General features: G+C 38.0%; 22 protein-coding genes, 1 pseudogene and 1 other annotated feature. Of the genes and pseudogenes, 14 read left to right on the top strand and 9 right to left on the bottom strand.

The features are described from left to right. Positions 1-79: 79 nt before the first annotated feature. Positions 80-940: an SAM hydrolase/SAM-dependent halogenase family protein gene (locus JFL43_RS07095; RefSeq protein WP_200748453.1), complete on the top strand. Its 861-nt coding sequence runs from the start codon at positions 80-82 to the stop codon at positions 938-940. Between the two features lie 18 nt (positions 941-958). Here JFL43_RS07095 and JFL43_RS07090 read toward each other — a convergent pair whose 3' ends face one another. Further along, positions 959-2,827: an LTA synthase family protein gene (locus JFL43_RS07090; protein WP_200748452.1), complete on the bottom strand. Its 1,869-nt coding sequence runs from the start codon at positions 2,825-2,827 to the stop codon at positions 959-961. A gap of 210 nt (positions 2,828-3,037) precedes the next feature. Between JFL43_RS07090 and JFL43_RS07085 the strand changes: the two genes are divergently transcribed. Both JFL43_RS07085 and JFL43_RS07080 read left to right on the top strand, forming a co-directional pair. Beyond that, complete coding sequence (locus tag JFL43_RS07085) at positions 3,038-4,117, top strand: AI-2E family transporter (RefSeq protein ID WP_100795599.1); 1,080 nt, start codon at positions 3,038-3,040, stop codon at positions 4,115-4,117. A 9-nt stretch (positions 4,118-4,126) separates the two neighbouring features. Then, complete coding sequence (locus JFL43_RS07080) at positions 4,127-4,747, top strand: NUDIX hydrolase (protein ID WP_200748451.1); 621 nt, start codon at positions 4,127-4,129, stop codon at positions 4,745-4,747. A 675-nt stretch (positions 4,748-5,422) separates the two neighbouring features. Here JFL43_RS07080 and proS read toward each other — a convergent pair. Next, positions 5,423-6,853 (bottom strand): proline--tRNA ligase, encoded by a 1,431-nt coding sequence (gene proS / locus JFL43_RS07075; RefSeq protein ID WP_200748450.1) that lies wholly within the window; start codon positions 6,851-6,853, stop codon positions 5,423-5,425. Between the two features lie 39 nt (positions 6,854-6,892). Continuing rightward, positions 6,893-7,092, bottom strand: a binding site (T-box leader). A 63-nt stretch (positions 7,093-7,155) separates the two neighbouring features. On the opposite strand from proS, the gene JFL43_RS07070 reads away from it, so the two are divergent. The 5 genes and pseudogenes from JFL43_RS07070 (at position 7,156) to JFL43_RS07050 (ending at position 9,483) form a co-directional block, all read left to right on the top strand. After that, positions 7,156-7,695 carry a histidine phosphatase family protein gene (locus tag JFL43_RS07070; protein ID WP_200748449.1) on the top strand — a complete coding sequence of 180 codons (540 nt, stop codon included), beginning with the start codon at positions 7,156-7,158 and terminating at the stop codon, positions 7,693-7,695. A 46-nt stretch (positions 7,696-7,741) separates the two neighbouring features. Then, positions 7,742-8,212: a hypothetical protein gene (locus tag JFL43_RS07065; RefSeq protein WP_100795603.1), complete on the top strand. Its 471-nt coding sequence runs from the start codon at positions 7,742-7,744 to the stop codon at positions 8,210-8,212. Continuing rightward, positions 8,209-8,655, top strand: a pseudogene (locus JFL43_RS07060) (GNAT family N-acetyltransferase). Before JFL43_RS07065 ends, JFL43_RS07060 begins: the two are co-directional and overlap by 4 nt. A gap of 18 nt (positions 8,656-8,673) precedes the next feature. Further along, on the top strand, positions 8,674-8,847 hold the full coding sequence (locus tag JFL43_RS07055) for a hypothetical protein (protein WP_157812908.1): 174 nt from the start codon (positions 8,674-8,676) through the stop codon (positions 8,845-8,847). Positions 8,848-8,877: 30 nt separating this feature from the next. After that, positions 8,878-9,483 (top strand): alpha/beta hydrolase, encoded by a 606-nt coding sequence (locus tag JFL43_RS07050; RefSeq protein WP_200748448.1) that lies wholly within the window; start codon positions 8,878-8,880, stop codon positions 9,481-9,483. Positions 9,484-9,530: 47 nt separating this feature from the next. Here the strand turns inward: JFL43_RS07050 and JFL43_RS07045 are convergent, their stop codons facing one another. The 3 genes from JFL43_RS07045 to JFL43_RS07035 form a co-directional block, all read right to left on the bottom strand. Continuing rightward, a complete protein-coding gene (locus tag JFL43_RS07045; RefSeq protein WP_200748447.1) occupies positions 9,531-11,648 on the bottom strand; it encodes an MMPL family transporter in 2,118 nt (705 codons plus the stop codon). A 142-nt stretch (positions 11,649-11,790) separates the two neighbouring features. Beyond that, positions 11,791-12,789 carry an inorganic phosphate transporter gene (locus JFL43_RS07040; RefSeq protein WP_100795606.1) on the bottom strand — a complete coding sequence of 333 codons (999 nt, stop codon included), beginning with the start codon at positions 12,787-12,789 and terminating at the stop codon, positions 11,791-11,793. Between the two features lie 14 nt (positions 12,790-12,803). Beyond that, on the bottom strand, positions 12,804-13,424 hold the full coding sequence (locus JFL43_RS07035) for a DUF47 domain-containing protein (RefSeq protein WP_200748446.1): 621 nt from the start codon (positions 13,422-13,424) through the stop codon (positions 12,804-12,806). Positions 13,425-13,664: 240 nt separating this feature from the next. On the opposite strand from JFL43_RS07035, the gene JFL43_RS07030 reads away from it, so the two are divergent. From JFL43_RS07030 to fumC, 4 genes are all read left to right on the top strand, one after another. After that, entirely contained in the window at positions 13,665-14,204 is a 540-nt protein-coding gene (locus tag JFL43_RS07030; RefSeq protein ID WP_325166649.1) for a hypothetical protein, read from the top strand. Between the two features lie 13 nt (positions 14,205-14,217). Then, positions 14,218-15,780: a flotillin family protein gene (locus JFL43_RS07025; RefSeq protein WP_100795609.1), complete on the top strand. Its 1,563-nt coding sequence runs from the start codon at positions 14,218-14,220 to the stop codon at positions 15,778-15,780. Positions 15,781-16,034: 254 nt separating this feature from the next. Then, entirely contained in the window at positions 16,035-16,553 is a 519-nt protein-coding gene (locus tag JFL43_RS07020) for a PCYCGC motif-containing (lipo)protein (protein WP_200748445.1), read from the top strand. Between the two features lie 151 nt (positions 16,554-16,704). Further along, on the top strand, positions 16,705-18,087 hold the full coding sequence (gene fumC / locus JFL43_RS07015; protein ID WP_200748444.1) for a class II fumarate hydratase: 1,383 nt from the start codon (positions 16,705-16,707) through the stop codon (positions 18,085-18,087). A 61-nt stretch (positions 18,088-18,148) separates the two neighbouring features. Here the strand turns inward: fumC and JFL43_RS07010 are convergent, their stop codons facing one another. Both JFL43_RS07010 and JFL43_RS07005 read right to left on the bottom strand, forming a co-directional pair. After that, entirely contained in the window at positions 18,149-19,039 is an 891-nt protein-coding gene (locus JFL43_RS07010; protein ID WP_200748443.1) for an RsiV family protein, read from the bottom strand. Next, the gene (locus JFL43_RS07005) at positions 19,036-19,533 is read right to left on the bottom strand and encodes an RNA polymerase sigma factor (RefSeq protein WP_200748442.1); all 498 of its coding nucleotides are present in this window, start codon (positions 19,531-19,533) and stop codon (positions 19,036-19,038) included. Before JFL43_RS07005 ends, JFL43_RS07010 begins: the two co-directional genes overlap by 4 nt. Positions 19,534-20,015: 482 nt before the next feature. On the opposite strand from JFL43_RS07005, the gene JFL43_RS07000 reads away from it, so the two are divergent. After that, complete coding sequence (locus JFL43_RS07000) at positions 20,016-20,702, top strand: ABC transporter ATP-binding protein (RefSeq protein WP_200748441.1); 687 nt, start codon at positions 20,016-20,018, stop codon at positions 20,700-20,702. Position 20,703: 1 nt separating this feature from the next. Then, positions 20,704-22,041: an ABC transporter permease gene (locus tag JFL43_RS06995; protein ID WP_200748440.1), complete on the top strand. Its 1,338-nt coding sequence runs from the start codon at positions 20,704-20,706 to the stop codon at positions 22,039-22,041. Positions 22,042-22,090: 49 nt separating this feature from the next. Here JFL43_RS06995 and JFL43_RS06990 read toward each other — a convergent pair whose 3' ends face one another. Together JFL43_RS06990 and efeB are read right to left on the bottom strand one after the other, a co-directional pair. After that, positions 22,091-23,827, bottom strand: coding sequence for an FTR1 family iron permease (locus JFL43_RS06990; protein ID WP_200748439.1), 1,737 nt, complete (start codon positions 23,825-23,827; stop codon positions 22,091-22,093). Then, on the bottom strand, positions 23,802-25,079 hold the full coding sequence (gene efeB, locus JFL43_RS06985) for an iron uptake transporter deferrochelatase/peroxidase subunit (protein WP_200748438.1): 1,278 nt from the start codon (positions 25,077-25,079) through the stop codon (positions 23,802-23,804). The genes JFL43_RS06990 and efeB overlap by 26 nt, the downstream gene beginning before the upstream one ends. Positions 25,080-25,084: the final 5 nt, after the last annotated feature.

Raw genomic sequence — 25,084 nt, 5'->3', positions numbered from 1 at the left:
TGAGAGGGACGGGATTTTTTTAGCTATTTTTGGCTTTAGCATAAGGGATTTAATAAATGAACAAGGAGATGTTTGTATAATGGCAAAAGGTTTACTTGTTTTTCAATCTGACTTTGGTGTCAGAGATGGTGCAGTGAGCGCTATGTATGGTGTGGCAAACGGTGTAGATCACACGATTAAAATTTATGATATTACGCATCAAATCCCACAATTTAACATTTGGGAAGGGAGCTATCGTTTATTGCAAACGGTTCGTTACTGGCCTGAAGAAACAGTGTTTGTATCAATTGTCGACCCAGGTGTTGGTTCTGATCGTAAAGCGGCCGTTGTTAAAACGATTAATGGACAATATATCGTCACGCCTGATAATGGAACATTGACACATATTAAGCGCTATTACGGCATTGAAGAAGTTCGAGAAATTGATGAGACTATTAATCGTTTGCCGAATTCAGGTGAGTCACATACATTCCATGGTCGAGATATTTTCGCTTATACAGGCGCACGTTTAGCATCTGGTACCATTGCATATGATGAAGTTGGATCATCCCTCCAGGTGAGTGACATAGTCGAATTGGAATTGAAAGAATCAGTCATTGAGGAAGGGGTTATAACAGGCATCATAGATATTATCGACAGACCTTTCGGGAATTTATGGACAAATGTTAGACGTTCGCAGTTTAAACAAATTGCAGAAAGCTACGGGGATGCTTTTGAAGTAACGATTAGTACGAATGGTCGTAAAATCTATAAAAGTATTATGACATACGGCCACTCATTCGCAGACCTTCATATTGGTGAACCACTTGTCTACGTTAATTCACTTGATAATGTAGGTATTGCGATTAACCAAGGTTCGTTTGCAGATGCTTACCGTATTGGTACAGGTACTAATTGGGAAGTAATAATTCGGAAGGCACCTAACTTTATATATGCATAAAAAAACCTCATTGAATGTTCAATGAGGTTTTCTCTTACTGACCGATTTCTCACGGCGTAGTTGGTCGGAGTATTGCAAAATCGATAGCGTATTATTTATATTTTTTTGCGAACGATTTGTGAATTTCGCCTTTTTCATCGTTTCACGCGTTAATAGAGAGGCAGGCTGCTGAGCACTCGGTGCAATATACATCGTGTGATCGCTAATATAAGAGCCTCCAGGCAAGTAATAACGCATGCCGAGTAGATTATGTTCATACTGGAATAAATTGTGTCCTATAAGCTGTGAAGTAGGTTCTATGCCAAGTAAGTTCATGAGCGTTGGCATTAAATCTGTTTGTCCACCAAGATGCTCAATCTTTTCATTATCAAAAATACCCGGTGCAGCAAATAATACGGGTACGATGAAGCGATCCTTTAAGTTGTACGGGTGACCTAGCAAGCCTTCTAACAACACTTCATCCTCTTTTGTAACAGGTTTCCCATGCAAGCCAGAGTGATCCCCGTAAACAAGAATAACGGAATTTTCATATAATCCTAATTTCTTTAAATTTGCAACAAACTGTCCAATTTGTCTATCTGTATAACGTATAGACTGCAAATAATTGCCGACATATGTGTCTTTGAAGTTTTCTGGTAAGTCCAGGTATTCATACTCCTCGGGCATTTTAAATGGCGTATGGCTAGTCAATGTAACAATGTTAGCGTAAACGCGGTTATACTGCTGTAACAAGCTTTGAATTTGGGTTTCAGCATATCGGAATGTCACTTCATCGGCAGGGCCAAAGCCGATGGGTTCCTGGTCTGGAATATCTTCTGCAGTATAAATATGTCCAAAGCCAAGTGCTGGATAAAGCTGATCACGACTCCAATACGTAATATCATCTGCATGGAATGTCGCTGTGCCATAACCTTCTGCACTGAGCATGCGTGGTAACGAAGCAATTTCCATATCCTTAAGTAAATTGACAGTAGGGTCCATACCTTCAGGATAAAGACCTGTATGCATTATCCACTCTGCGTCAGATGTGTTACCTGCACCAATCTGTTGATAGACATTATTGAAATAAGCACTATCTTCTAATAGCTTATTTAAGTTAGGTGTGATTTCTTGCCCATTAATGTCACGTTTGATGACGAAGTTTTGCAATGATTCTACTTGGATCACAAAGACATTACGGTTTTTAGCGACGCCAAATGTGTTGTGCTCATTAAATGGTACATAGTCATTACCTTTTAGTTTTTCAAGATCGGCGTCAATTAGCTTTTCTTTAGTAGCTAGTGCGATGCCGAAGCTACGTTCATAGAGTTGGACGATTTGCGTTTGCAAATAGCCATTTTCTTTTGCAAAATAAGACACATCAATGAGTGGTTGTCTGAATGCAAGGGAGGTCGTAATGACACCGATACATGTAAAGGCAAGCAGTCCCTTTCTAGCCCCTTTGAAGTAAAGTGACTGTCGATCTTTTGTGAAATATTTTATCAACGGTAGAATCAAAATAACATCCAGGAAAAATAAATAGTCATAAGGGGTACCGAGTAAAGCAACGGTTCCACCGACTGAGTGCGATTGGTAAATTTGCTTCACATCATAATAAGACGGTAGAGTTGAAAAATACCGTGTGTAATACAATATGACAATAAATAATGCGGATAAAACGGCATTGAAAATCCATACAGCAAGCCATGTCCGCTTTTTAAATAGTACGATGATAAGGGTCATCATCAACGCCCATATTGGATACTCTAATAGCACAATTTGCAGCACGGAACGGTTGTGGAATATCACTGTGCGAAAGGCAATTATTTTAATAAATAGCACGATGAGTGCGAGAGTATATGGATGTAGTAAATATTGCTTAGACGCATGTGCCCAATTGTTCTTCATTACACCAACACCTTTATGTAAAGTTCTACTAAATAACGTAACAACACCTCACTAGAAAATCAACTAATGTCATTGGATTTACTCGAATTTTTTGATGGATATTCATATAATTATAGTTTTCTTAATAAGATTTACATTTCTCTTCCAATATAAAATGACGTATACTTAATGATAAAATGATGCCTTATAGGCGATAAGGAAGTGAAGTTTGTGACAAAAAAACTATGGTTTCAAGCAGGCGTTGGTATTTTGCTCGCGTTATTAATAGTAAAGTACTTCTTGGAAATTAATTATTTGTTTTACCCAGTGGTTATTATTGCAAGCGCAATTTTCACACCACTTTTACTTGGGGGCATTTTGTATTACATAACAGAACCTATACAGCGGTTTTTAGAGAAACGTAATTTTCCTCGGTGGGCAAGCATCTTAACTATTATCATCGCATTAATAGCAGTTATAGGCGGTTTTGCCTTAATGATTGCCCCCTCTGTGTCAGAGCAGACGAATAATTTAGTGAAGAGTGCACCAAATCTTGCTCATGAAATTATGAACATGGCAAACTATATTCAAGATAATAGTACAAGCTTACCTCCGCAAGTAAATGAAGCGATTGATAAGATTGCAAACTCTATCCAAAAGTATGCAATGTTGACGAGCGTATTTTTAGTGCAACTAATACAAACGATTGTTTCGTGGGCATTTATCTTAATATTAGTGCCGTTCTTCTTTATCTTCATGTTGAAGGATCACGAGAAATTTGCACCATCAATTTATAAAATGTTTTCAGGAAATCGTCGCGATTGGATTAAGAAAACATTGGCTGATATTGATGATGTACTGCGTTCTTATATTCAAGGACAGCTTCTTATCAGTTTCTTATTAGCAACTATGATGTATATCGGCTATTTAATTATTGGATTAGATTACGCGTTGTTATTAGTCGTTTTTGCATTTTTTATGAATGTTATTCCATTCATTGGCCCGTGGATTGCTTTTGTACCGGCGCTAATAATTGGTTTTTTACAAGATCCAAAGCTAGCCATTTGGGTGTGCGTAGTCACATTAGTCGCACAACAAATTGATAGTAATTTAATTACTCCAAATGTTATGGGGAAATCACTAGATATTCACCCACTCACTGTAATTACGATTATTTTAGCCGCGGGTAACATAGCTGGATTCCTAGGTATCCTTCTAGGCGTACCTGCTTATGCTGTAGGAAAAGTAATTGTAAAAAATATTTATGAACATCGTAAGGCTATTCGTTCAGCCGCCACGAAAAATGTTTAGGTGATTGCAATGGATAGTGAACTATTAAGGATATTTGACAGTAATCATGAACCAATCGGCGAGGCGACTAGAGAGGAAGTCCATACGAAAGGCTTGTGGCATGAAACATTCCATTGTTGGCTTGTAAGTAAGATCGGGGGACAGAATTATCTTTATTTTCAGCTGAGAAGCGCTTGCAAAAAGGATTATGCGAGTCAATTCGATATTACAGCTGCCGGGCATTTGTTGGCCAATGAGCGAGCAGAGGATGGTATTCGTGAATTACAAGAAGAGCTTGGTTTACCACTGAAGGCTAGTGATCTGAAAAAGCTCGGAGTGTTTGAAACTCGTATTCAACAGCCATCGATAATCGACTTGGAATTTGCGCATGTGTACTATGTTGCCCGTGACGCAGATTTTGAAGGTTTCCATTTACAGGAGGAAGAGGTAGCTGGCATTGTTTGTGCAGAGCTCGGGGCAGTGCAAGATTTCTACTCAGGTCGGAGCAATACTCTATATGTTGAAGGTTTTGAAGTAATCGAAAGTGGAGAGAAAATAGCTCTTTCGAAAAATGCTACATATGCTGATTTTGTTGGGTATAATACATCGTATATGGAGAATGTGTTAGCAAAATTACATGAGGTTTTATAAGAAAAGCACGTTGCATAGGCAACGTGCTTTTTGAGTGGGTGGATTTTGGTGTTTAGATTTTAGTATTGCCAGGTTTGAGGTGTGATCTTAGGCTAGCGTCTTTAAAACGGATGATTTTACTGAATAATGGGATTAACTTTGCTTGAAAACCGGTGATTTATGTTTGTTGTTCTAATAATAAAACTGTTTTGGAGTTAGAGGATATTGAGTCATAGAAGATGGTGCTCGAGTTATAACAGATAAGCGTTTAGTCATAGAAGCTAATCTAGCCGCTTCAGCAATAAGTATATCCAGCTTCGGACGCCAACTGCTCGGGTCACTTCGGTCTCTCGGCACAAGACAAAAAGCGTCTTGTGTTCGAGCCCTCCAGTGCCTGTCGCAGCTAGACGGGCGTCCTCAGCATTAAGTATATCTAGCTTCGGACGCCAACTGCTCGGGTCACTTCGGTCTCTCGGCACAAGACAAAAAGCGTCTTGTGTTCGAGCCCTCCAGTGTCTGTCGCAGCTAGACGGGCGTCCTCAGCATTAAGTATATCCAGCTTCAGATGCTAACGGCTCGAGGTCGTTTCCGTTCTCTCGGACAAAAGTTGAAAAGATGCTTTTGTTTCAGGCCCGCACGATGCGGCGTTCTTAGACTTTACAACGCTTGTCGCCGTTAAACGAGCGCCTTTAGCATTTAGTATGCTTTAGCCCATACGACCATTTTATCTGCTGATTTGCCACAGCAGATGCAGGTGTGTGAAACTTGTTCTTGATCAAATGGTATGCAACGGGATGTTGCGCTTGTTTCCTCTTTGATTTTATCTTCACAAGCTTGATCACCACACCACATTGCTTTGATAAATCCTTGCTTGTTTTCTAGTTGAGATTTAAATGCATCAAGTGTTTGGACAGTAAATGTATTTTCTTCTCGGTGATTTAGAGCTTTATTGTATAGATCATTTTGAATCTCTTCTAGTAATGCTGGCAATTTCTCTTCTAGTTCATCGAGTGCTACGAAGATTTTTTCTCCTGAGTCACGACGAGCTAAGACGACTTGCTTATTTTCAATGTCTTTTGGTCCGACTTCAAGACGGATTGGAATGCCTTTCATTTCGTACTCATTAAATTTCCAACCCGGTTTTTTGTCGCTAGCGTCAATTTCGACACGTGCAACTTTGCGGAGACGCTCTTTCAAATCATATGCGAAGTCTAATACGCCTTCTTTATGTTGAGCGATTGGTACAATCATCACTTGTGTTGGAGCGATACGTGGAGGAACGACTAGACCACGATTATCTCCATGAACCATAATAAGTGCGCCGATAATACGTGTTGTGAACCCCCAAGAAGTTTGATGGACAAATTGTTGTTTACCTTCTTTATCGAGATATTTAATGTCAAATGCGCGTGCAAAGCCATCTCCAAAATTATGTGATGTACCTGATTGTAAAGCTTTGCCGTCATGCATTAGTGTTTCAATAGTGTAAGTTGCCTCTGCTCCAGCGAATTTTTCTTTTTCTGTTTTTTGGCCTTTTAATACTGGAATGGCTAAGTACTTCTCACAAATTTGGGCGTACACATTTAACATGCGTAATGTTTCTTCTTGAGCCTCTTCTTGTGTAGCGTGTGCCGTGTGACCTTCTTGCCATAAAAACTCGAGTGTACGCAAGAATGGACGTGTCGTTTTTTCCCAACGTACGACATTTGCCCATTGGTTATAAAGCTTTGGTAGATCACGATAAGAATGAATAATATTAGCATAGTGCTCACAGAATAATGTTTCTGAAGTTGGACGAACTACTAAGCGCTCTTGTAATTTTTCTTCCCCACCATGAGTAACCCATGCAACTTCTGGTGCAAATCCTTTAACGTGATCCTTTTCTTTTTGCAATAGAGATTCAGGAATGAAAAGGGGCATATAGACGTTTTCATGGCCTGTTTCTTTAATTTTTGCATCGAGTGCATTTTTAATATTATCCCATAGAGCATAGCCGTAGGGGCGGATAATCATACAACCGCGTACACTTGAATAGTCGATTAAATCTGCTTTTGTGACAACATCGGTATACCATTTGGCGAAATCTTCATCCATTGCCGTTACATCTTTTACAAATTCTTTTGCCATTATAAACACCTCTTTCTCAAAATAAAAAGCCCGATTCAAATAAGGGACCCATTACGGCGGTACCACCCTTATTTAAAGCGAAGCTCTACTCTCGAACATGTTAACGACTGTCGCCGCATCATTTTTCAATGATGAACTCGAAGGTAGGTTCAAGTAGTTGTTTTTAAGGATCTTCCACCAAGCAATCCTCTCTCTTTAAAAACAGGTCTATCTTTACTAATCCTTGTCTTTGTTTCAAATGTTATTGTCAAAATAGTATGTCAACAGTATACAATATTATACAGAAGATAGGGGGAATATTCATGAAGAAAATTTATATTATTCGTCATTGTAAGGCGGCTGGTCAAGAAAGAGAAGCGATGCTAACTGTTGAAGGTATTGAACAAGCGAAACAATTAGCAGAAAGCTTACAGCAATACGAAATTAAACGAATTATTTCAAGTCCTTTCACTAGAGCTATCCAAACAATTGAACCATTTGCAAAGAAAGCACAAATTGATATTGAACGTGATGAACGTTTAGCCGAGCGCATATTAAGCACACAAAATATTGATGATTGGTTAGAAAAATTACAACAAACTTTTCTTGATATGGATGTGAAATACGAAGGTGGCGAATCTAGTAAAGAAGCAACAGAGCGTATTAACCAGTTAATAGAAGAATTGTTCGAAGCATCTGTTGAAGATGCTGCAATCATTTCACATGGCAATCTATTATCGTTACTAATCACGAAATATAATTCTGGTTTTGGTTTCTCAGGTTGGCAAGCGATGAAAAATCCCGATGTATTTTTATTAACGAAAGATGGACAAGATATTACTATAAAGCGAATTGACATGTAAAAGATGCTATACTTAATGATGAATGCAAACAATAAAGGAGCATACTATGTTAACATTTGAACAAAAACAAGCGATCATCGAAAGCTTTCCTCAATTAACACGCAAAGAAATTTCGATGAAACGATTAAATTACCACTTTGATGGTAGCCAATATGAGAAAAAAATTGTTGTAGAAAAATTACATCCAAACGGTAACGGTTATGTTTACGTAGGCGATTTGTTACGTTATAAAGCAGAAGACCGTGGTGGCCTTGTAAATATTCGTGATTTCTCTGAGCAAGAACTTCGTGAAATTATTGAGGATGCCCTTACATTCTTATCTGAGATTGATGAAGTAGTACCAGAGGTGAAAATTGAGCAAAGCTGGCGCAACCGCAATGATGACCAATTGCTTTTAGTAAATGATGATTCTTTCTGGAATATTTATCATGGGTTCAACCTTGAAGAAAGTTTTGGAACACGTGATGATGCAGAAAACTATTTATACGCTGAAGGCTTTAAACCGTCTAAGAAATGATACTAACATATCGTTTGCTAACGGTAACTGAACGACCACCAATGGAATTGCTATTACTGGCAGATCCGTCTGAGCACATGATTGCCCAATATATTCGCGATGGTAAGTGTTATATCGCGAGTATGGCGGGTGAGGATGTTGGGTGGTCGTTTTATTCTCTCAAAATACAGAAATTACTGAGATTATGAATGTTGCAGTAGCTGAAAAAGGGCAAGGGCACGGTATTGGTAAATTACTTGTGCAGCATGCTGTTAGTGAAGCGCAACCGCAGAATTCTGATCGCAACAGGTAACTCTAGTATTGGCAGGCTTGCATTGTATCAAAAATGTGGATTCGACATGATCCAAATTGAACACGATTATTTTATAAAGCATTATGAAGAAAAGATTTTTGAAAACGGCATTCAATGCCGGGATCGTATAGTCCTAGCGTTCAATTGCTAAAGAAAGTAGGGAAATCCTATGTCTGGCAAGAAAGCAGTTATTGTATTAATTAGTATCGTTATTATTGCTGTTATTCTCATTGTCCTTTCTATTCAACGATATTATGCGAATAATCCAACGCAAAATAGCCAAGCAAATTCATTGACGCCTGACACGGTTCAATCTATAATTATCTCGAATTCGAGATATTGATTATAGAATATGAATTAGGAGGCGTTCTCCATGCAACATATTTTCATTAAAGGTACAGATGACAGTAAACCAACGCTGTTATTACTACATGGTACGGGTGGCAATGAGCATGATTTAGTCGCCTTAGCAAAAGAAATTGATCCGACTGCATCCCTTTTAGGAGTGCGAGGAAATGTTGTGGAAAATGGTATGCCACGGTTTTTCCGACGCTTAGCAGAAGGTGTCTTTGATCTGGCGGATTTAGAGCTTCGTACAAAGGAATTGGTCGATTTTATCGATGAAGCAGCAACACAATATCGCTTTGATCGCAAGAATGTTGTAGCAATTGGCTACTCGAACGGTGCAAATATTGCAGGTAGTCTGTTATTCCATAACGGTCCAATTGTAAAAGGTGCTATTTTGCATCATCCAATGGTTCCAAGAAGAGAGATTGAAGTACCAGCATTGCCACAACTTCCTGTTTGGATTGGAGCTGGTAAAAATGATCATATGTGCCCACCAAAGGAATCGAAAGACTTAGAAGTGCTGTTAACAGTAGCAGGGGCAGAAGTAGAAGTATATTGGAGCGACTATGGTCATCAGTTAACACATGATGAACTAAACGCTGCGAAAGCTTGGTATTCTAACCATTTTTAATAAATAGGAAAAGGGGCAACCTGGTTTTTGAACAGGTTGTCCCTTTTTTATTTGTTCTTTTTCTTTTGGAATGGCATCCACCAGTTCCAATCACCTAATAATTTCATCAAGCTTGGAACGAGCATTAAGCGAATAATGGTGGCATCGATAGCGATTGCAATCGCTATGCCGACACCAATTTGCTTCACTGGCATAACATCTGTGAAGGCAAATGCCCCTGTAATAACAATCATGATTAATGCCGCAGATGTAATGATTTTACTTGTAGAAGTAAGTCCATCAATTGTTGCACGGGTATTACTCATCCCTTTTTCATACTCTTCTTGAATTCTTGAAATTAGGAATACTTCATAGTCCATACTTAAACCGAATACTAGGCAAAATGTAATGACCGGAATGATTAATACAATTGACCCTGCCTCGATGCCGAAATGTCCGTATTGGAATATATAAACGAGAATCCCAAATGCCGAAGACAATCCAATAATGTTCATTAAAATCGCCTTTATGGGAATTAATATGGAGCGGAATGCAAGCATAAGGATAAAGAATGTAGAGATAATGATAATCGACAGAGCAACGATAATTTTATCTGAAATTTCATCGAAAATTTCTTGATTAAATTTTGCCTCACCGCCTAGTTTGAAGTCTATGCCTAAATCTTTTTTAGACCATTTACGCACCCAATCTTGCGCCTCTGTAGAAGTACCTTTTGCTTCAATTGTAATCGGGATAAATAACTTATCACCTCGTATGAACATTTCCTTTAAAGGGTTTAGTTGCTTTGCAACCTCAGGCAATTGCATACGGTTCTCCCAATCATTTACTTGATCGATTTTAGATTCTGTAAAGATAGTTTTCACATCACGCACTAAAGAATCTTTTTGCAGTTTCTCTTGCAGCTTATGAAGATCTTCTAGACCAGTCTTAGAGTCCCAGCCATTCTGACGTTCTGCTAATAAATATACAGTGGAATTTTTGCCTAAGTTAAATTCTTTTTGCAGCTTTTCAAAAGATGTACGAGCATCATATGACGTTGGTAAAGCATCCATTTGTGGAATCGTTAGCTTCATATCTTTCACAGGGATAATACCTATTCCTAAAATGATCAATGAAATGATAACGACTGTTATGGGACGCTTCATGACAAATGTTGCAAAACTATGCCAACGTGTTACACTACTCGGTTTTACGCGAATAATCGTCCACTTGTTCAAGCGATCACCTAATAGCAATATACTTGCAGGTAATAAAGTTAATGAAGCAACGACTGCTAAGAATACTGCAATCGTGCCACCAAGCGCAATATTATGGAAGATTTCAACTTGAATAACAATCATCGCCCCAAGCCCAATCATGACACAAAAGGCGGAGAAGATAATCGATCGTCCAGCTGTTTGGATCGTTGTTTGCACGGCTTGCTCAACAGTTGAATGTAATCTTTCCTCACGATAGCGGTTAATAAATAATAGTGCGAAATCAATGCTGAGTGCAAGACCAAGCATTGGAATAATATTCAATACGAAAATGGATAACTCGAATTGTCCGCTTAACATAGAAAGTATGCCAAATGCGGATACGACTGTAACGACACCAATTGCAATTGGTAAAATAGAAGCGACGACGCTACCAAATGCAAGGAGTAAAACAAGTATCGCAATTGGTAATCCGATTGCTTCAGCATTAGCTAAATCTTTCTGACTGGCCGTATTAATATCTGAGGAAATAACCGAGCCACCAGTAATTGCGACACCCTTTTTGTCAGCGATTTTATCGCGAATATCTGTTACGATAATTGACATATCATCTACAGTATTGTCGAAATTTAATACAGCATAGGAAACGTCCTTTTTATGGAGTTTGGCAACATCTAGAGGAGATTGGATTGAAACGACATCATCTAACTGTTCAATCTTTTGCAAAGTCATTTTAATGTCTTTATCAGAGACGCCGTCAAAGACAACAAAAATGGATTCGGCAGGTATGCCAAAATCCTCTGTCAGTTCGTCCATAACGGCTTGATGATCACCATCAACTTTAAATCCATCACCTTGCAGCTGTCCAGGTAACTGAATAGCGAAAAATGCAAAAGCGATAAACAATGTACACCAGATAGTTGCTATGATTTTATAATATTTCGTAATGAATCGAGATAAGCTTTGCAAATGCTTGAACCGCCTTTCTAAAACACTCTATAAAAATAGTGTAAAGCATTGTATAATTTTTTGTCGTAAAACATTTGAACGGTTTTGGCTATATAAAAAGCTACCATTCATTTTGATGAATGATAGCCTATAAATTTATCTATTAGAAAAATAGATTGAGCACAAAGAAGAAAGCTGCACCCATTAATGCGGATGTAGGTAAAGTGATGATCCATGTAATGACGATTTTTCTTGCTACGCCCCATTTAACCCCTTTTACACGTTGAGCTGAACCAACCCCCATGATAGAAGATGAAATAACATGTGTTGTACTTACAGGTAAGTGGAATTGTGTAGCACCGAAAATTACAGCAGCAGAAGCTAAATCAGCTGCTGCTCCGTTAACAGGTCGGATTTTCATAATTTTACCGCCAACCGTTTTGATGATTTTATAACCACCAATGGATGTACCTAGCCCCATTGCAGTTGCAGCTGCAATACGTACCCACATCGGAATATCGTCCCCAGTTTGCATACCAGCAGCGATTAAAGCCATTGTAATGATACCCATTGATTTTTGAGCATCATTTGTACCGTGTGTAAAAGATTGTAACGCTGCAGTGAAAATCTGCAATCTACGGAATCCTTTATTAGTTCGGTACAAATTCAAATCTCTGAAAATCACTTTGAAAATTGACATCATGATGAAACCGGCGATGATTGCGATAAATGGTGAGAAGATCAATGCTTTGATAATTTTGATAAAACCTTCATAGTTCAAAATAGCAAAACCTGCAGCAGCGATTGCTGCTCCTGCTAGTGAACCGATTAGGGCATGTGATGAACTGGATGGGATACCATAGTACCAGGTTACTAAGTTCCAAATAATGGCGGAAAGCAAAGCAGCTAAAATAATAACAACCCCATTGTCGATTGCAAATGGGTCAACGATATCTTTTGCTAGCGCTTTTGCCACGCCTGTGAATGTAATAGCACCTACAAAGTTCATAGTTGCGGCCATTAGTACAGCTACTCGAGGTGGTAAAGCACGAGTAGAAACAGCTGTAGCAATGGCATTTGCAGTATCATGAAAACCATTAATGAAGTCGAATACTAATGCGAAGACAACGACAAGAACGGTCAAAAATAAGACAGTATCCAATATTTCTACATCTCCTAGGCGTTACGCATTATAATCGTATCCATTGTTTTGGCAACATCTTGACAGTAATCAGCTACCTCTTCAAGTTGCTCATAAATATCTTTGAATTGGATAATGCGAATAGGATCCTTTTCATGTAAAAATAATTGTTTAATTGATGTACGAAGAACTTCATCACATTTTCGTTCATAATCTTTAATAAGAATGGCATGTTCACGCATAGCCATTAGTTTTTTGTTTGCTAAATGTCCCATAGCAAGGACAATTTCATCTGTGCTTTTTACAATATATTTAAGGAATTCACGCATATATTCGTCTACCTCTGTTAATGAGAACATTTCAAAGTGAGCAATACAGCCTTCGATGCCATCAAGAACATCATCCATACGTACAGCTAATTCCAAAATATCTTCGCGTTCGATCGGTGTCATAAATGATTTGTTCAACATGAAAATTAATTCATGAATTAATTTATCTCCATCGGTCTCATACCGTTTTAATGTTACGCTAAGCTCTTTTAAGTCAGCGATGCTTGTAATTTTAAAGTCATTTGCATAATGTACAGCTTCATTAACTGTTTCAGCAATTTTCAAAAGCGACGCAAAGAAAGGGTCTTGTTTTTTTGAGCTAAACATGTGAATCCTCCTAGGTTAAATATCAACTAATAAATCTCTTTTTAATGCTTCATAATCATAACAAAATGACATAAAAATCCCTACATTATTTACATGAATTCGACTAAAATTTACATTCCTGTAATATAAGAAAAGTTCACGAAATAATTATGTGAATTATTAGGAAAAATGAAACTTTTCTTTTGCTTAACCGTATAACATAGTGAAAGAAAAATAACGTGAATATGAGAGGTGAGTCGAATAGAACTGTTTGGAATGGCAATCGAACAAGTATATTTATATTCCCTAATAATTCTAGCAATATGCATGGTATTATTTTTATTTTTTGGTGATGTAGTCGATGGTATTGGAGAAGGTATTCCGTATTTTAATCCTGCAGTTATTCTTTCTTTTCTAACATTCTTCGCAGCTGTAGGTTTTATCTTCGAAAGTTTAACGGCATTTTCAAGTATCATTAATATGGCAATTGCAGTAATTATCTCTACCGTATTAAGTGTTTTACTGTATTTCTTTATACTACTGCCGCTGAAATCTGCAGAAGTATCGATGGCGTATACAGATGAGTCATTGGCTGGGCAGATTGGTAAGGTGATTGTACCTATTCCTATTGATGGTTTCGGTGAAGTTGTCATTGAAACGGTGAATGGTTTGATTTCAAAACGTGCTGTAGGTTTTGATAATGAAGAAGTTGAGTATGACAAAAAAGTTCTCATAGTAGAAGTAAGAGAAGGCACGGTGTATGTCAGAGAATATGAACCAATGTTTTCAAAAATAGATTAAAGGGGGAAATGGAATGAATTTCGACAATATAGGGTTATTAATCGTAATTGGAGTTGTAGCATTCGTGCTATTAGCAATTATTGGTGTTTACGTAACAAAATATCGTACAGCAGGTCCAGATGAAGCATTGATCGTGACAGGTAGTTATTTAGGATCAAAAAATGTACATACAGACGAATCGGGTAATCGTATTAAAATTATCCGTGGTGGAGGTACATTCGTATTGCCTGTATTCCAGCAAGCAGAACCACTAAGCTTATTATCTAGTAAACTAGAAGTGACAACACCAGAAGTATATACGGAGCAAGGTGTGCCAGTTATGGCAGATGGTATTGCAATCATCAAAATTGGCGGGTCTATATCTGAAATTGCAACAGCAGCAGAGCAATTTTTAGGCAAGCCAAAAGTAGAACGTGAAAATGAAGCGAAAGAAGTTTTAGAAGGTCATCTACGCTCAATTTTAGGTTCAATGACAGTGGAAGAGATTTATAAAAACCGTGATAAATTCTCGCAAGAAGTTCAACGTGTAGCATCGCAAGATTTAGCGAAAATGGGCTTAATCATCGTATCGTTTACTATTAAAGATGTACGTGATAAAAACGGTTACCTAGATTCATTAGGTAAACCGAGAATTGCACAAGTTAAACGTGATGCAGATATCGCAACAGCTGATGCAGAAAAAGAAACGCGTATTAAACGTGCAGAATCAGATAAAGAAGCACAAAAAGCAGAACTTGAGCGTGCAACTGAAATTGCAGAGGCGGAAAAAGAAAACCAATTAAAAGTGGCAGAATTCCGTCGTGAGCAAGATGTCGCTAAAGCCCGCGCTGACCAAGCATACGAGCTAGAAGCAGCTAAAGCAAAACAAGAAGTAACAGAACAAGAGATGCAAGTTCGCATCATCGAGCGTCAAAAGCAAATCGAATTAGAAGAAAAAGAAATTCTACGTCGTGAGAAGCAATATGACTCTGAAGTGAAGAAAAAAGCTGATGCGGATCGTTATGCGATAGAGCAAAATGCAGAAGCAGATAAAATGAAGCAATTAGCACAAGCCGATGCGGAGAAATATAGCATTGAAGCAAGAGCGAAGGCCGATGCCGAAAAAGTACGTTTAGATGGTCTTGCAAAAGCCGATTCAGAACGTGCACAAGGTGAAGCAGAAGCGGATATTATCCGTCTTAAAGGTCTTGCAGAAGCAGAAGCGAAACGTAAGATTGCCGAAGCATTCGAGCAATACGGCCAAGCAGCTGTGCTTGATATGGTCATCCATATGATGCCTGAATATGCGAAACAAGTTGCTAGCCCACTTTCTAACATCGACAAAATTACAGTCGTTGATACAGGTAGCGGTGGCGAAGGTGGCGGTGGTGCCAACAAAGTCACTGCTTACGCAACAAATTTAATGTCAACATTACAAGAATCGCTAAAAGAAACATCAGGTATCGACATGAAAGAACTAATAGAAAACTACTCTGGTAAAGGTACAATTCGCCCGAGTATTGAGCGCCTAGCAGATGAAATTCAAGGCAAAAAGAACCCGACTCCAATTATCGAAACAAAAAACGAAGCAGAATAAATGAAGGGCTGTCTCATGAAAATGAGGCAGTTTTTTATTTTTAAGGAAATTATAAAGTTGTGCAATGTGCATAACATTACTACGAGGCGTCGACTGCATCCAGATCCGAGCGCTCTACACTTTTGGTCTGTAAATCAGAGCTAAGACAAGAGTACACGGAAAATCTAAAGAAAAATAATGTTCCTGAATTGCCATATAAGTTGTGATTCATAATAAGGTACAATAGTGGAAAAGTGTATGAAGGAGTTTTAGCAATGAAATTTAGATGGTTTACGTTGTTATTAGCGGGCTCCATGTTACTGACAGCTTGTAGCAGTGATCAGGACAAGGCAGATGAGCCGGTAAAACAAGAGCAGCACAAAGAAGAGCAAGCAGGGCATCAGCATACTGTGGCCAATGGTGATATACAAGAGACAACGGCTTCAGCAGATGATTTACCTAACTTTTTAGATACACAATCAGATGATTTGAAGCTGGTCTATAAAGCTACTGGACAAGCGACTGAAATTTTACAATGGATCCCTTGCTATTGTGGTTGTGGGGAAAGTGCAGGCCATAAAAGTAATATGAATTGCTTCATCAGTGAAGTAAAAGAGGATGGCTCAATCGTTTGGGATGATCACGGCACACGTTGTGTAGCATGTGTAGAAATCGCAATTCAATCGATTAAAATGGCACAAGAAGGAAAAACTTTAAAAGAGATCCGTCAATTTATTGATGAAACTTATAAAGAAGGTTACGCTGAACCAACGCCAACACCATTCCCAGCTTAATATCTTTATCCAAATCTTGTACTAGCTTTTTGGTACAAGGTTTTTTATATCTTTATCCAAACACAATATAAGACAATTCAATGAGAAAACGCTATCATAAATAGTTGAGGGGGAAACAAATTTCGTAGAAAAGCAAGGGAGATGAGTGGTATTGGATTATCGTATTGAACATGATTCTATGGGAGAAGTAAAAGTACCGGCAGCACATAAATGGGGTGCGCAAACGCAACGTAGTAAGGACAATTTTAAAATTGGTACAGAACATATGCCAATTGAATTTATTTATGCGTATGCACTTCTTAAAAAAGCGGCCGCTACTGTCAGTGCAGAGCTTGGTAATTTGTCGCAAGTGAAGGCGAAAGCTATCGTTCACGCAGCGGATGAAATTATAGCGGGTAAGTGGGATGAAGAATTCCCACTTGTCGTATGGCAAACCGGCAGCGGCACACAGACGAATATGAATGTAAATGAAGTCATCGCACATCTTGGAAATGCGTATTTGCAAAATCAAGGCAGTGAAGAAATGCTTCATCCAAATGATGATGTTAACAAATCCCAAAGCTCAAACGACTCGTTCCCAACAGCGATGCATATTGCAGCTGTTACTGTTGTAACGAATGATTTACTACCAGCTTTACAAGAAATAAAAGCAACATTGCTCGCAAAAGCTGAGCAATTTAAAATGAAGATTAAAATTGGCCGTACTCATTTACAAGATGCAACGCCATTAACACTTGGCCAAGAAATTAGCGGCTGGCTGCATATGATTGAGAAGTCAGAGCAGATGATTACGGAAAGTAAAGAACATTTACTAGAGCTTGCCATCGGTGGCACGGCTGTAGGAACGGGCATCAATGCACCTAGCGAATTCGGTGAAAGTGTTGCACAAGCGCTATATGAAGAAACGGGACTTCATTTTGTTTCATCTGAAAACAAATTCCATGCACTCACTAGCCATGATCAAATCGTTCATGTGCATGGTGCTTTAAAAGGTTTGGCAGCAGATATGATGAAAATCGCCAATGATGTACGATGGCTTGCAAGTGGTCCGCGTAGCGGAATCGGTGAAATTACGATTCCTGAAAATGAACCGGGCAGCTCTATCATGCCGGGCAAAGTGAACCCAACGCAAAGTGAAGCAGTCACGATGGTTGCAACGCAAGTTATGGGTAATGATGTCACGATCGGTATTGCTGCTAGCCAAGGGAATTTTGAACTCAATGTGTTCAAACCGGTTATTCTCTACAATTTTATGCAATCGGTTTGCTTATTAAGCGATGTCATCCGTAGCTTCAACGAGCATTGTTTAGTAGGCATTGAGGCAAATGAAGAGAAATTAGACCATTTTGTAAAAAATTCGCTGATGCTAGTGACAGCACTTAACCCGCATATCGGTTATGAAAATGCAGCTAAAATTGCAAAGCATGCACATAAAAATGGCCTGACATTAAAAGAGGCAGCTCTTGCAACTGGATTATTAACCGAAGCGCAATTTGATGAGATTGTTGATCCAGTAAAAATGATTCAATTCTAAAAAAGAATTAAAAAGGCCTTGCACAACTATTGCGGATAATCGCTGTGTGCAAGGCTTTTTGTCATTTAATATAGTAGTTACTAATAAGGTCTTTTTGAATAATGCTTGTTGGGATTTTGAATTGTACAGTACCCATAGAACCCGGTGCTACATCATATTCATTAAAGTAGATAATTAGTTCATGATCCTTTGTAATAGAGAAGTTTTGATTAGGACTAATTTTATCAAAACCGCCATCAACCTCTTCTTCTCCTGCAATGAAGTAACTCTTAGAATCATCTGCTGCCATTTGCTTATGCATTTCAACCTTAATGTAAGCTGAGATGGAACTGATATAAGCATTGTCTTTGAATAGGCTTGGTAAAGTGATGAGTAGCTCATTCTTTTTATCAATTGTATCGTTATGAAGTGTTTCATAACTTGAAGCTTGTGTTTCGACAGTATAGCGGCTAATTGATAGTAAAGCATCTGTGTCAGTTAATATTGTATAGCCCGAGTCTACGCCTAAATGGCCTCCGCCTTGTTCTTTGATTGCTGCCATATCTTTTTGGAATTGTAAGTATAGCTTGGCATTTTCTTGCTCATATTTTGCATTTAAAGTTTGTTCTAGCTCTTTATTTTCAAGACCTGTAATTTTGGGGGTCGAAATTTTAGCTTGTGAGTTATCATTGCCATCAGTTAGTTCATCAATTGTAATGACTTTGATAATGGAGTTCAAGACAGGTATATTAGCCATTGATTGTGCAAATGCGGGGCTTATGTTCACGCTACCTGTGAATAATAATGCAGCAGCTGCAGCACCAATGCCGAATTTTTGAACAGGGTTGATTTTTTTGCGTGTATTTTTTTTCATTGGGTTGGCTTCCTTAATCGCTTTTTGGACGACAAAATTTAGTTCCTCTGGAATTTCAATATTATCGTATTTTACTTTGGCGTCGTTTAATTTACTCATGCGTCCACATCCTTTTTCAATTCTATACGTAGCTTACGTAATGCGGTATATAGCCTTGTTTTAATCGTGTTGCTATTTTCTCCGAGTGTTACAGCAATATCATCGATTTTCATATCTTCGAAGAAGCGCAAAATGATAATGGTTTTGTAAGGTATGGGTAAATGATCAATGGCGTCATATAAATCTAAATCATGCAGTTTGTTTTCTTGATTGGGTAAATGGAAATCCAATATGTCATCTGGAGCGACAATAGTGCGTTTGTTTCTGTTTATATAATCTATGGATGTATTGATCATAATGCGGTAAAACCAAGTTTTAATATATTCAGTTTGCTCTATATAATCGATTGATTTGAGGGCCTTCATAATACTTTCCTGTATGATATCTAGTGCATCTTCTTTGTTTTTGACATAGCTAAAGGCTAGTCGGTAATATGATTGCTGGTTTTCTAGGATAAATGCTTCTACAAGCTTGTATTTTTCTTCTTTTGTCATGACTAGTTAACTCCTTTACAAATATAGCGCATCGCGAAAACACTACATTGATTTGACTGAGAAGTGCCTCGAAAAGTTTGCTTCTATATAAAAAATTATTTAACCAATTTCAACTATTACTATTAAAGTGGTAGGTTGATTTCCGCTACGGGATGCTCGATTTCCGCGGGCAAGCGTACTGAGCCGCTTCCTTCGCTACGCTCCGTGCAGGGTCTCGGTACGCTTGCATTTCCCGCAGGAGTCGAGCACTCTCCGCTACAATCAACTAAAATATGTAGTAACATACGTTAGTGAAAAAATCATTTTAACGGTAAATAACAACCTAATATTCCCCTAATCGACACACCTGATAAAAAATATAGAAATACCGTAACGCCACTATATTGAATCTTAAGAATTTCTTCATCTTTACCCTTCATATTACTTAAGATTCTTACTGTATACTTAATTTTAGTAAGCAAGTAGAGAGGGGCTTAAATAAATTGATAGAAATAAAAAATGTTAGTCATACATTTGCTATTGGGAAGAAGGGCAAGGAAAAAAAGGTGCCTGTGTTAAAGGATTTATCATTTGGTATTGCTAGAGGAGAAATCGTGTCAATTGTTGGTAAGAGCGGTTCCGGAAAATCAACATTGCTTAATACTATTGCAGGGTTTATGGCACCTGAGCAGGGGTCAATTGTGGTTAACGGTCAAGAGACAGCTTCTATGAATGAGGTTACACATGCACAGTTTCGATTAGAAAATTTCGGGTTCATCTTCCAAAACTTTCAACTAATGCCAGGACTAACGGCATTGGAAAATGTTGAGTTACCATTGAAGATTAAAGGTATCCCGTCGGCAAAGCGTAAGGTGAAGGTAAAAGAACTTTTGCAACAAGTTGGATTGGAGAACGTTTCGGACCATTATCCAAATGAATTATCAGGTGGCCAGCAACAACGTGTGAGCATTGCGCGTGCATTAGTGACGAATCCTCCGATATTATTGGCGGACGAGCCAACAGGAAGTCTAGATTCAGAAACAGAACAAGATATTTTACTACTTATTCAAAGTCTTAACAAAGCACTGAATTTAACGTTTGTCATCATTACACATGATGAAGAAGTGGCTAATATAGCACATCGCAAATTCAGAATGCACGATGGCGAATTAGTTAAGGAGGTATTGTAATATGTTATTTAAGGATCAAGTAGATTTTGTTAGACAACACTTAAAGAAAAATAGGCTACGTGTGTTTACAACTATTTTAGCAACCACTATGGGCTGTGCGTTTTTAATTGTATTAGCATCCATTGGTTTTGGTTTACAAGGGTCGATGGAAAGAGGAATCTTAACAGATCAAACAGTGACTGAAATTGAGGTATACGGAGATCCTCAAAAGAAAATCGATGTAGATGCCATTAGAAAAATGGACAATGTCAGAGCAGTGGTTGAAAAAACAAATGCACAACTATCGGCTAACGTAAAATTTGAGGAACGTACAAATAGCGTACCAGTAAACATGACTGATTTTGATAACGAAGAAAAGATCGGGAGTAAATTATCTGAAGGTCGTCTACCTCAAAATTCTGATGAAATTGTTGTCGGTTATCATTTTGCAGAGAATTTATTATCGAAAGCCGAGTTGAAAGAGCAGGAAAAGTTATATGAGGAATCTGCAGAAAATGACACAACTTCTACTAAGCAAGCAAAGAAACTTGGTTACAAGGAATCGCTAGTAGGTAAAACAATTTCAGTAAAACTACAAGATTATGATAATGATAAGGCAATTAATAAAGAGTTAACATTCAAAGTGGTTGGTGTATCAGAAAAACCGGCAAAAGATTGGCTTATTAAAAATACGATACTATTTAGTCATGAACTAAAAGGCGAGTTTTATAATATTTATAAGGCATCTGTAAAAGATTCGAAAAACATAAAAGCTGAAAAAGATATGTTCTATCCGGAGATAAAAGTACATGCGACGAATTTAGAAGCAGTAAAAGGTGTAATAGCCAAACTGAAGGATAAAGGTTTAAGTGTTTACTCAGTTACTGAGCAATTAGATGATATCAATGTTATATTCTTAGCATTTAAAGTAGGTTTAATCTTTGTAGGGACGATTGCTGTATTAATTGCTTCTATTGGTATTTTCAATACAATGACAATGGCCGTTACTGAGCGTACTCGTGAAATTGGGGTCATGAAGGCGATTGGGGCAAGTCCGAAATTGATCCAGCGATTATTCTTAATGGAAAGTGCTTGGATTGGTATTTTAGGAACAGCGATTGCAATTGTTATATCATACGGTATTAGTTTCTTATCAAACTGGCTATTGCCAATTATTATTGATATGGCTACTGATTCAAAGCAATTCCAAGAAGCGGATATTGTATTCTCACATATTCCTTGGCAACTAATACTTGTAGCTTCAGCTATTAGTATTGGAGTAGCATTACTTTCTGGCTGGAGACCGGCACGTAAGGCCACAAAAATTGATGTCATCCAAGCTTTAAGACAAGAATTATAATTATAAAAAGAGCGATTAGCCATTAGGCTGATCGCTCTTTTTGATAGTCTCATACAGCCGCTTTTTCGTTACGGCGTTTGTAGAAGAATGTTGTGATTACTAAACAGATTAATATCGCTTGTCCAATGAGTGTTTCAACTGTAGGGTAGAATCCCGTTGAAGCCCAAACAGGAAGGCCACTAATAATTGTTGTTGGTAGTACATCCGTTAATTGCAATGTATGAATACTTACACCGATAATTTTAAATGCTAATAGATAGATTAATACCGTTGCAACTGCAAAGAACTGGTGTATTGGTATTTTGCCACTTGCTCGAAGTAATACAACCGCTACGACAGCTAAAATAACAAGTGCAATGATAATCCCTAATGTGAAGTCAAAAGTCGACATTTTAGGTGCAATCCCTGCATAGAAAACAAGTGTTTCAGCACCTTCGCGGAATACAGATAAGAAGCTGATAAAGGCCATAGCCCAAACACTTTGTTTAGACATTGCATGATTCATTTGTTTTGCAATGTAGTTGTTCCAAGAATTGATATTGGATTTACTGTGCATCCAAACACCGACACCAATCATCATAGCAGCAGCAGCTAGACCAATATAGCCTTCTAGCATTTCACGGCTTGTGTTAATTGTTGCCGAGTTAAATAATGTCGACATTAAAATAGCTGCGACAGCACTTAAACCAATCCCGATTCCAGCACCGATGTAAATCCATTTTTCCATATATGTTTGTCCTGATTTTTTTAAGAAAGCAACAAGTGCGATGATAATTAATAAAGCTTCAAGACCTTCACGTAGAAGGATTAACGCTGAATCCCAGAAACTATAGTTTTGGTCACCTTGAATGAGTTGGATTTGCTGTTTAAAACTGTTTAGTTGAGAAGTGATATCCTCAGCATCCACATTGTCTTTCATTAAGTCACTAGCGATGATAGGCATATCACTTTCTATTTTCGTGTATAGGCTAGCGTTTTTCGTGCGAATATCACCTTCAACATTAGGCCATGTTGTGATGAATTTTTTAATAGTAGCAGATGCTTTAGAGTATTCCTCATCAGCAATTTGATCTTTTGTATCTTCGATTAGATCAAGTAATGTTTGCAGGGAATATGAGCCTGTTTTGGCCTCTGTTTTTTTCCCAGCAGCAAAATCTTCAATTTCTTGTTTTAATAAGTTGAATTGATCTTTGAACGTATCAATGCTTGGGTTCTCATCTGCAAGTGTCATTCGCATAAATGAAATTTGTGTTTCGATTTGGCCGTATGCAGCGATGTCATGCTCACGTACCGGTCTTTCTTTTTTATTCCAAAAGGTATTGAATTGGTTGTACTGTGTTTCGATTTTTTCTAAGTCGCTCGTTTGGATCGCTTCATCTAGCAAATTTAGTGCAGGCGTTATAATTTTTAAAAATGCTTTACGTTCAGCTTTTTCATCTACTGGATTTTCAGCCTTTTCAAGAGCAGTTAATGCTTTAGAAAGTTTAGTTAGTGCAGTGAGCCGGCTTTCTTTCGATGAGGCATTTAGTGCTGCATCCAGGGCAGTTTCAATTGCTTTCGTTTCAGCAGATGATTTGATAGGTACCTTTTCCCAGTCAGACTGAAATATTTTAATAGCATCTACGGCTTCTGTGGTCTTTTCTTGTTTAGAGTTCATAATAGCATCACCTATAGAAATATATAAATGACTATATGATTCAGCGGCATATGCAGGGCGCAATGCTGTTAAAACGATTAGTACAAGGATAATCGCAAATTGACTACAGTGTTTTAAAAAGTGCTTCACCGATATAACTCCCTTTTTGAATACCAGGGAAGCATGCAAAGACTGCACTGCCTCGATGGGTAATATATTCATTCAATTTGTCTATACGACCTAGACTATTTTGGATCTTAGTAAATTGATCCGGATTTTTTTGGAATGAAAGAAATAACAAACCAGCATCATATGAACCAGTTGAATCCATTATTCCAGAAGAGTAAGAAAAAGCACGTCTTAATATACGTGCATCGACAGATTTCGCCAAGAAGGCATGAGAAGTTTCAGGAACTACAAAATTACCTTTGTCATCTTTGCGGTCGATATCCATTGCTTCGAATTCATCTTTTTTACCAATTGGTGCACCGCTATCACGATGACGGCCAAATGTGTTCTCTTGTTCTTTTAAAGCGGTACGATCCCAAGTTTCCAAGTGCATTTGAATACGACGGGCTACTAAATAAGAACCATCAGTCATCCAATTTTTAGATTCACCAGATTGTACCCAAACAACTTCGTTCATATCTTTTTGACTAGAGGTAATTGGATTTTCAGTACCATCTTTAAATGCAAATAGATTACGAGGTGTTTGTTTTTTGTTATTTACTACTGGAACTGAATTAAAGCCTGCTTGTGACCATTTCAATGAAACTTTCCCTGAAGCAGCTCGTACAAGATTACGAACGGCATGGAAAGCAACTTGAGGGTCATCAGCACACGCTTGAATGCAAATATCCCCACCTGTATAAGTATCATCTAGCTGATCTTTTGGAAAGTGAGGTAAGTCTTTTAATTGAGCTGGTTTTTTAGATGTTAGACCAAATTCCTTTTTCTCGAATAGTGATGGTCCGATACCGAAAGTAATACTTAGATTAGCAGCATCAAGGCCTTTTGCTTCTCCGGTATCTTTTGGAGGAATCATACCATTTGTCATTGAATCGCCAATCATTTCGCCGTTCATCAAACGAACAGCAAGAGGTGTCCACATTTTGAACAACTCTTGCAATTCTTGTTTTGATTTAACTAAAACGATTAAAGAAGCAAAATAGATATTTTTTTGAACATCTGTTGCAATTCCAGATTGGTGCTTACCATAGAAGGTTACTTTATTGGTAACTGTTGAATCGTCATCTAAGAAATCCATACCGAAAGTTTTGATGACACCTCCCAAACCTGTAGCCCCAATTGCCACACCAGCAGCGCCAAGTCCGGTCATTTTTAACATCTGTCTACGTGAAAATTTTTTATCAAGTATTTTTTCGCCTTTAGTTTCAGTCATTGTAA

This window comes from Viridibacillus soli (genome assembly GCF_016612995.1).
Classification (GTDB): Bacteria; Bacillota; Bacilli; order Bacillales_A; family Planococcaceae; genus Viridibacillus; species Viridibacillus soli.
Note: the sequence above shows the minus strand (reverse complement) of the source record. Positions and strands in the feature narration are given on the sequence as shown.

What these genes read in the sequence shown, in the direction of transcription:
- JFL43_RS07010 (WP_200748443.1), bottom strand. Translation starts at nt 19,039, where the DNA reads ATGAGTAAATTAAACGACGCCAAAGTAAAATACGATAATATTGAAATT.
- JFL43_RS07095 (WP_200748453.1), top strand. Translation starts at nt 80, where the DNA reads ATGGCAAAAGGTTTACTTGTTTTTCAATCTGACTTTGGTGTCAGAGAT.
- JFL43_RS07090 (WP_200748452.1), bottom strand. Translation starts at nt 2,827, where the DNA reads ATGAAGAACAATTGGGCACATGCGTCTAAGCAATATTTACTACATCCA.
- JFL43_RS07005 (WP_200748442.1), bottom strand. Translation starts at nt 19,533, where the DNA reads ATGACAAAAGAAGAAAAATACAAGCTTGTAGAAGCATTTATCCTAGAA.
- JFL43_RS07055 (WP_157812908.1), top strand. Translation starts at nt 8,674, where the DNA reads ATGTCTGGCAAGAAAGCAGTTATTGTATTAATTAGTATCGTTATTATT.
- JFL43_RS07035 (WP_200748446.1), bottom strand. Translation starts at nt 13,424, where the DNA reads ATGTTTAGCTCAAAAAAACAAGACCCTTTCTTTGCGTCGCTTTTGAAA.
- JFL43_RS07050 (WP_200748448.1), top strand. Translation starts at nt 8,878, where the DNA reads ATGCAACATATTTTCATTAAAGGTACAGATGACAGTAAACCAACGCTG.
- JFL43_RS06995 (WP_200748440.1), top strand. Translation starts at nt 20,704, where the DNA reads ATGTTATTTAAGGATCAAGTAGATTTTGTTAGACAACACTTAAAGAAA.
- efeB (WP_200748438.1), bottom strand. Translation starts at nt 25,079, where the DNA reads ATGACTGAAACTAAAGGCGAAAAAATACTTGATAAAAAATTTTCACGT.
- JFL43_RS07020 (WP_200748445.1), top strand. Translation starts at nt 16,035, where the DNA reads ATGAAATTTAGATGGTTTACGTTGTTATTAGCGGGCTCCATGTTACTG.
- proS (WP_200748450.1), bottom strand. Translation starts at nt 6,853, where the DNA reads ATGGCAAAAGAATTTGTAAAAGATGTAACGGCAATGGATGAAGATTTC.
- JFL43_RS07080 (WP_200748451.1), top strand. Translation starts at nt 4,127, where the DNA reads ATGGATAGTGAACTATTAAGGATATTTGACAGTAATCATGAACCAATC.
- JFL43_RS07070 (WP_200748449.1), top strand. Translation starts at nt 7,156, where the DNA reads ATGAAGAAAATTTATATTATTCGTCATTGTAAGGCGGCTGGTCAAGAA.
- JFL43_RS07065 (WP_100795603.1), top strand. Translation starts at nt 7,742, where the DNA reads ATGTTAACATTTGAACAAAAACAAGCGATCATCGAAAGCTTTCCTCAA.
- JFL43_RS07025 (WP_100795609.1), top strand. Translation starts at nt 14,218, where the DNA reads ATGAATTTCGACAATATAGGGTTATTAATCGTAATTGGAGTTGTAGCA.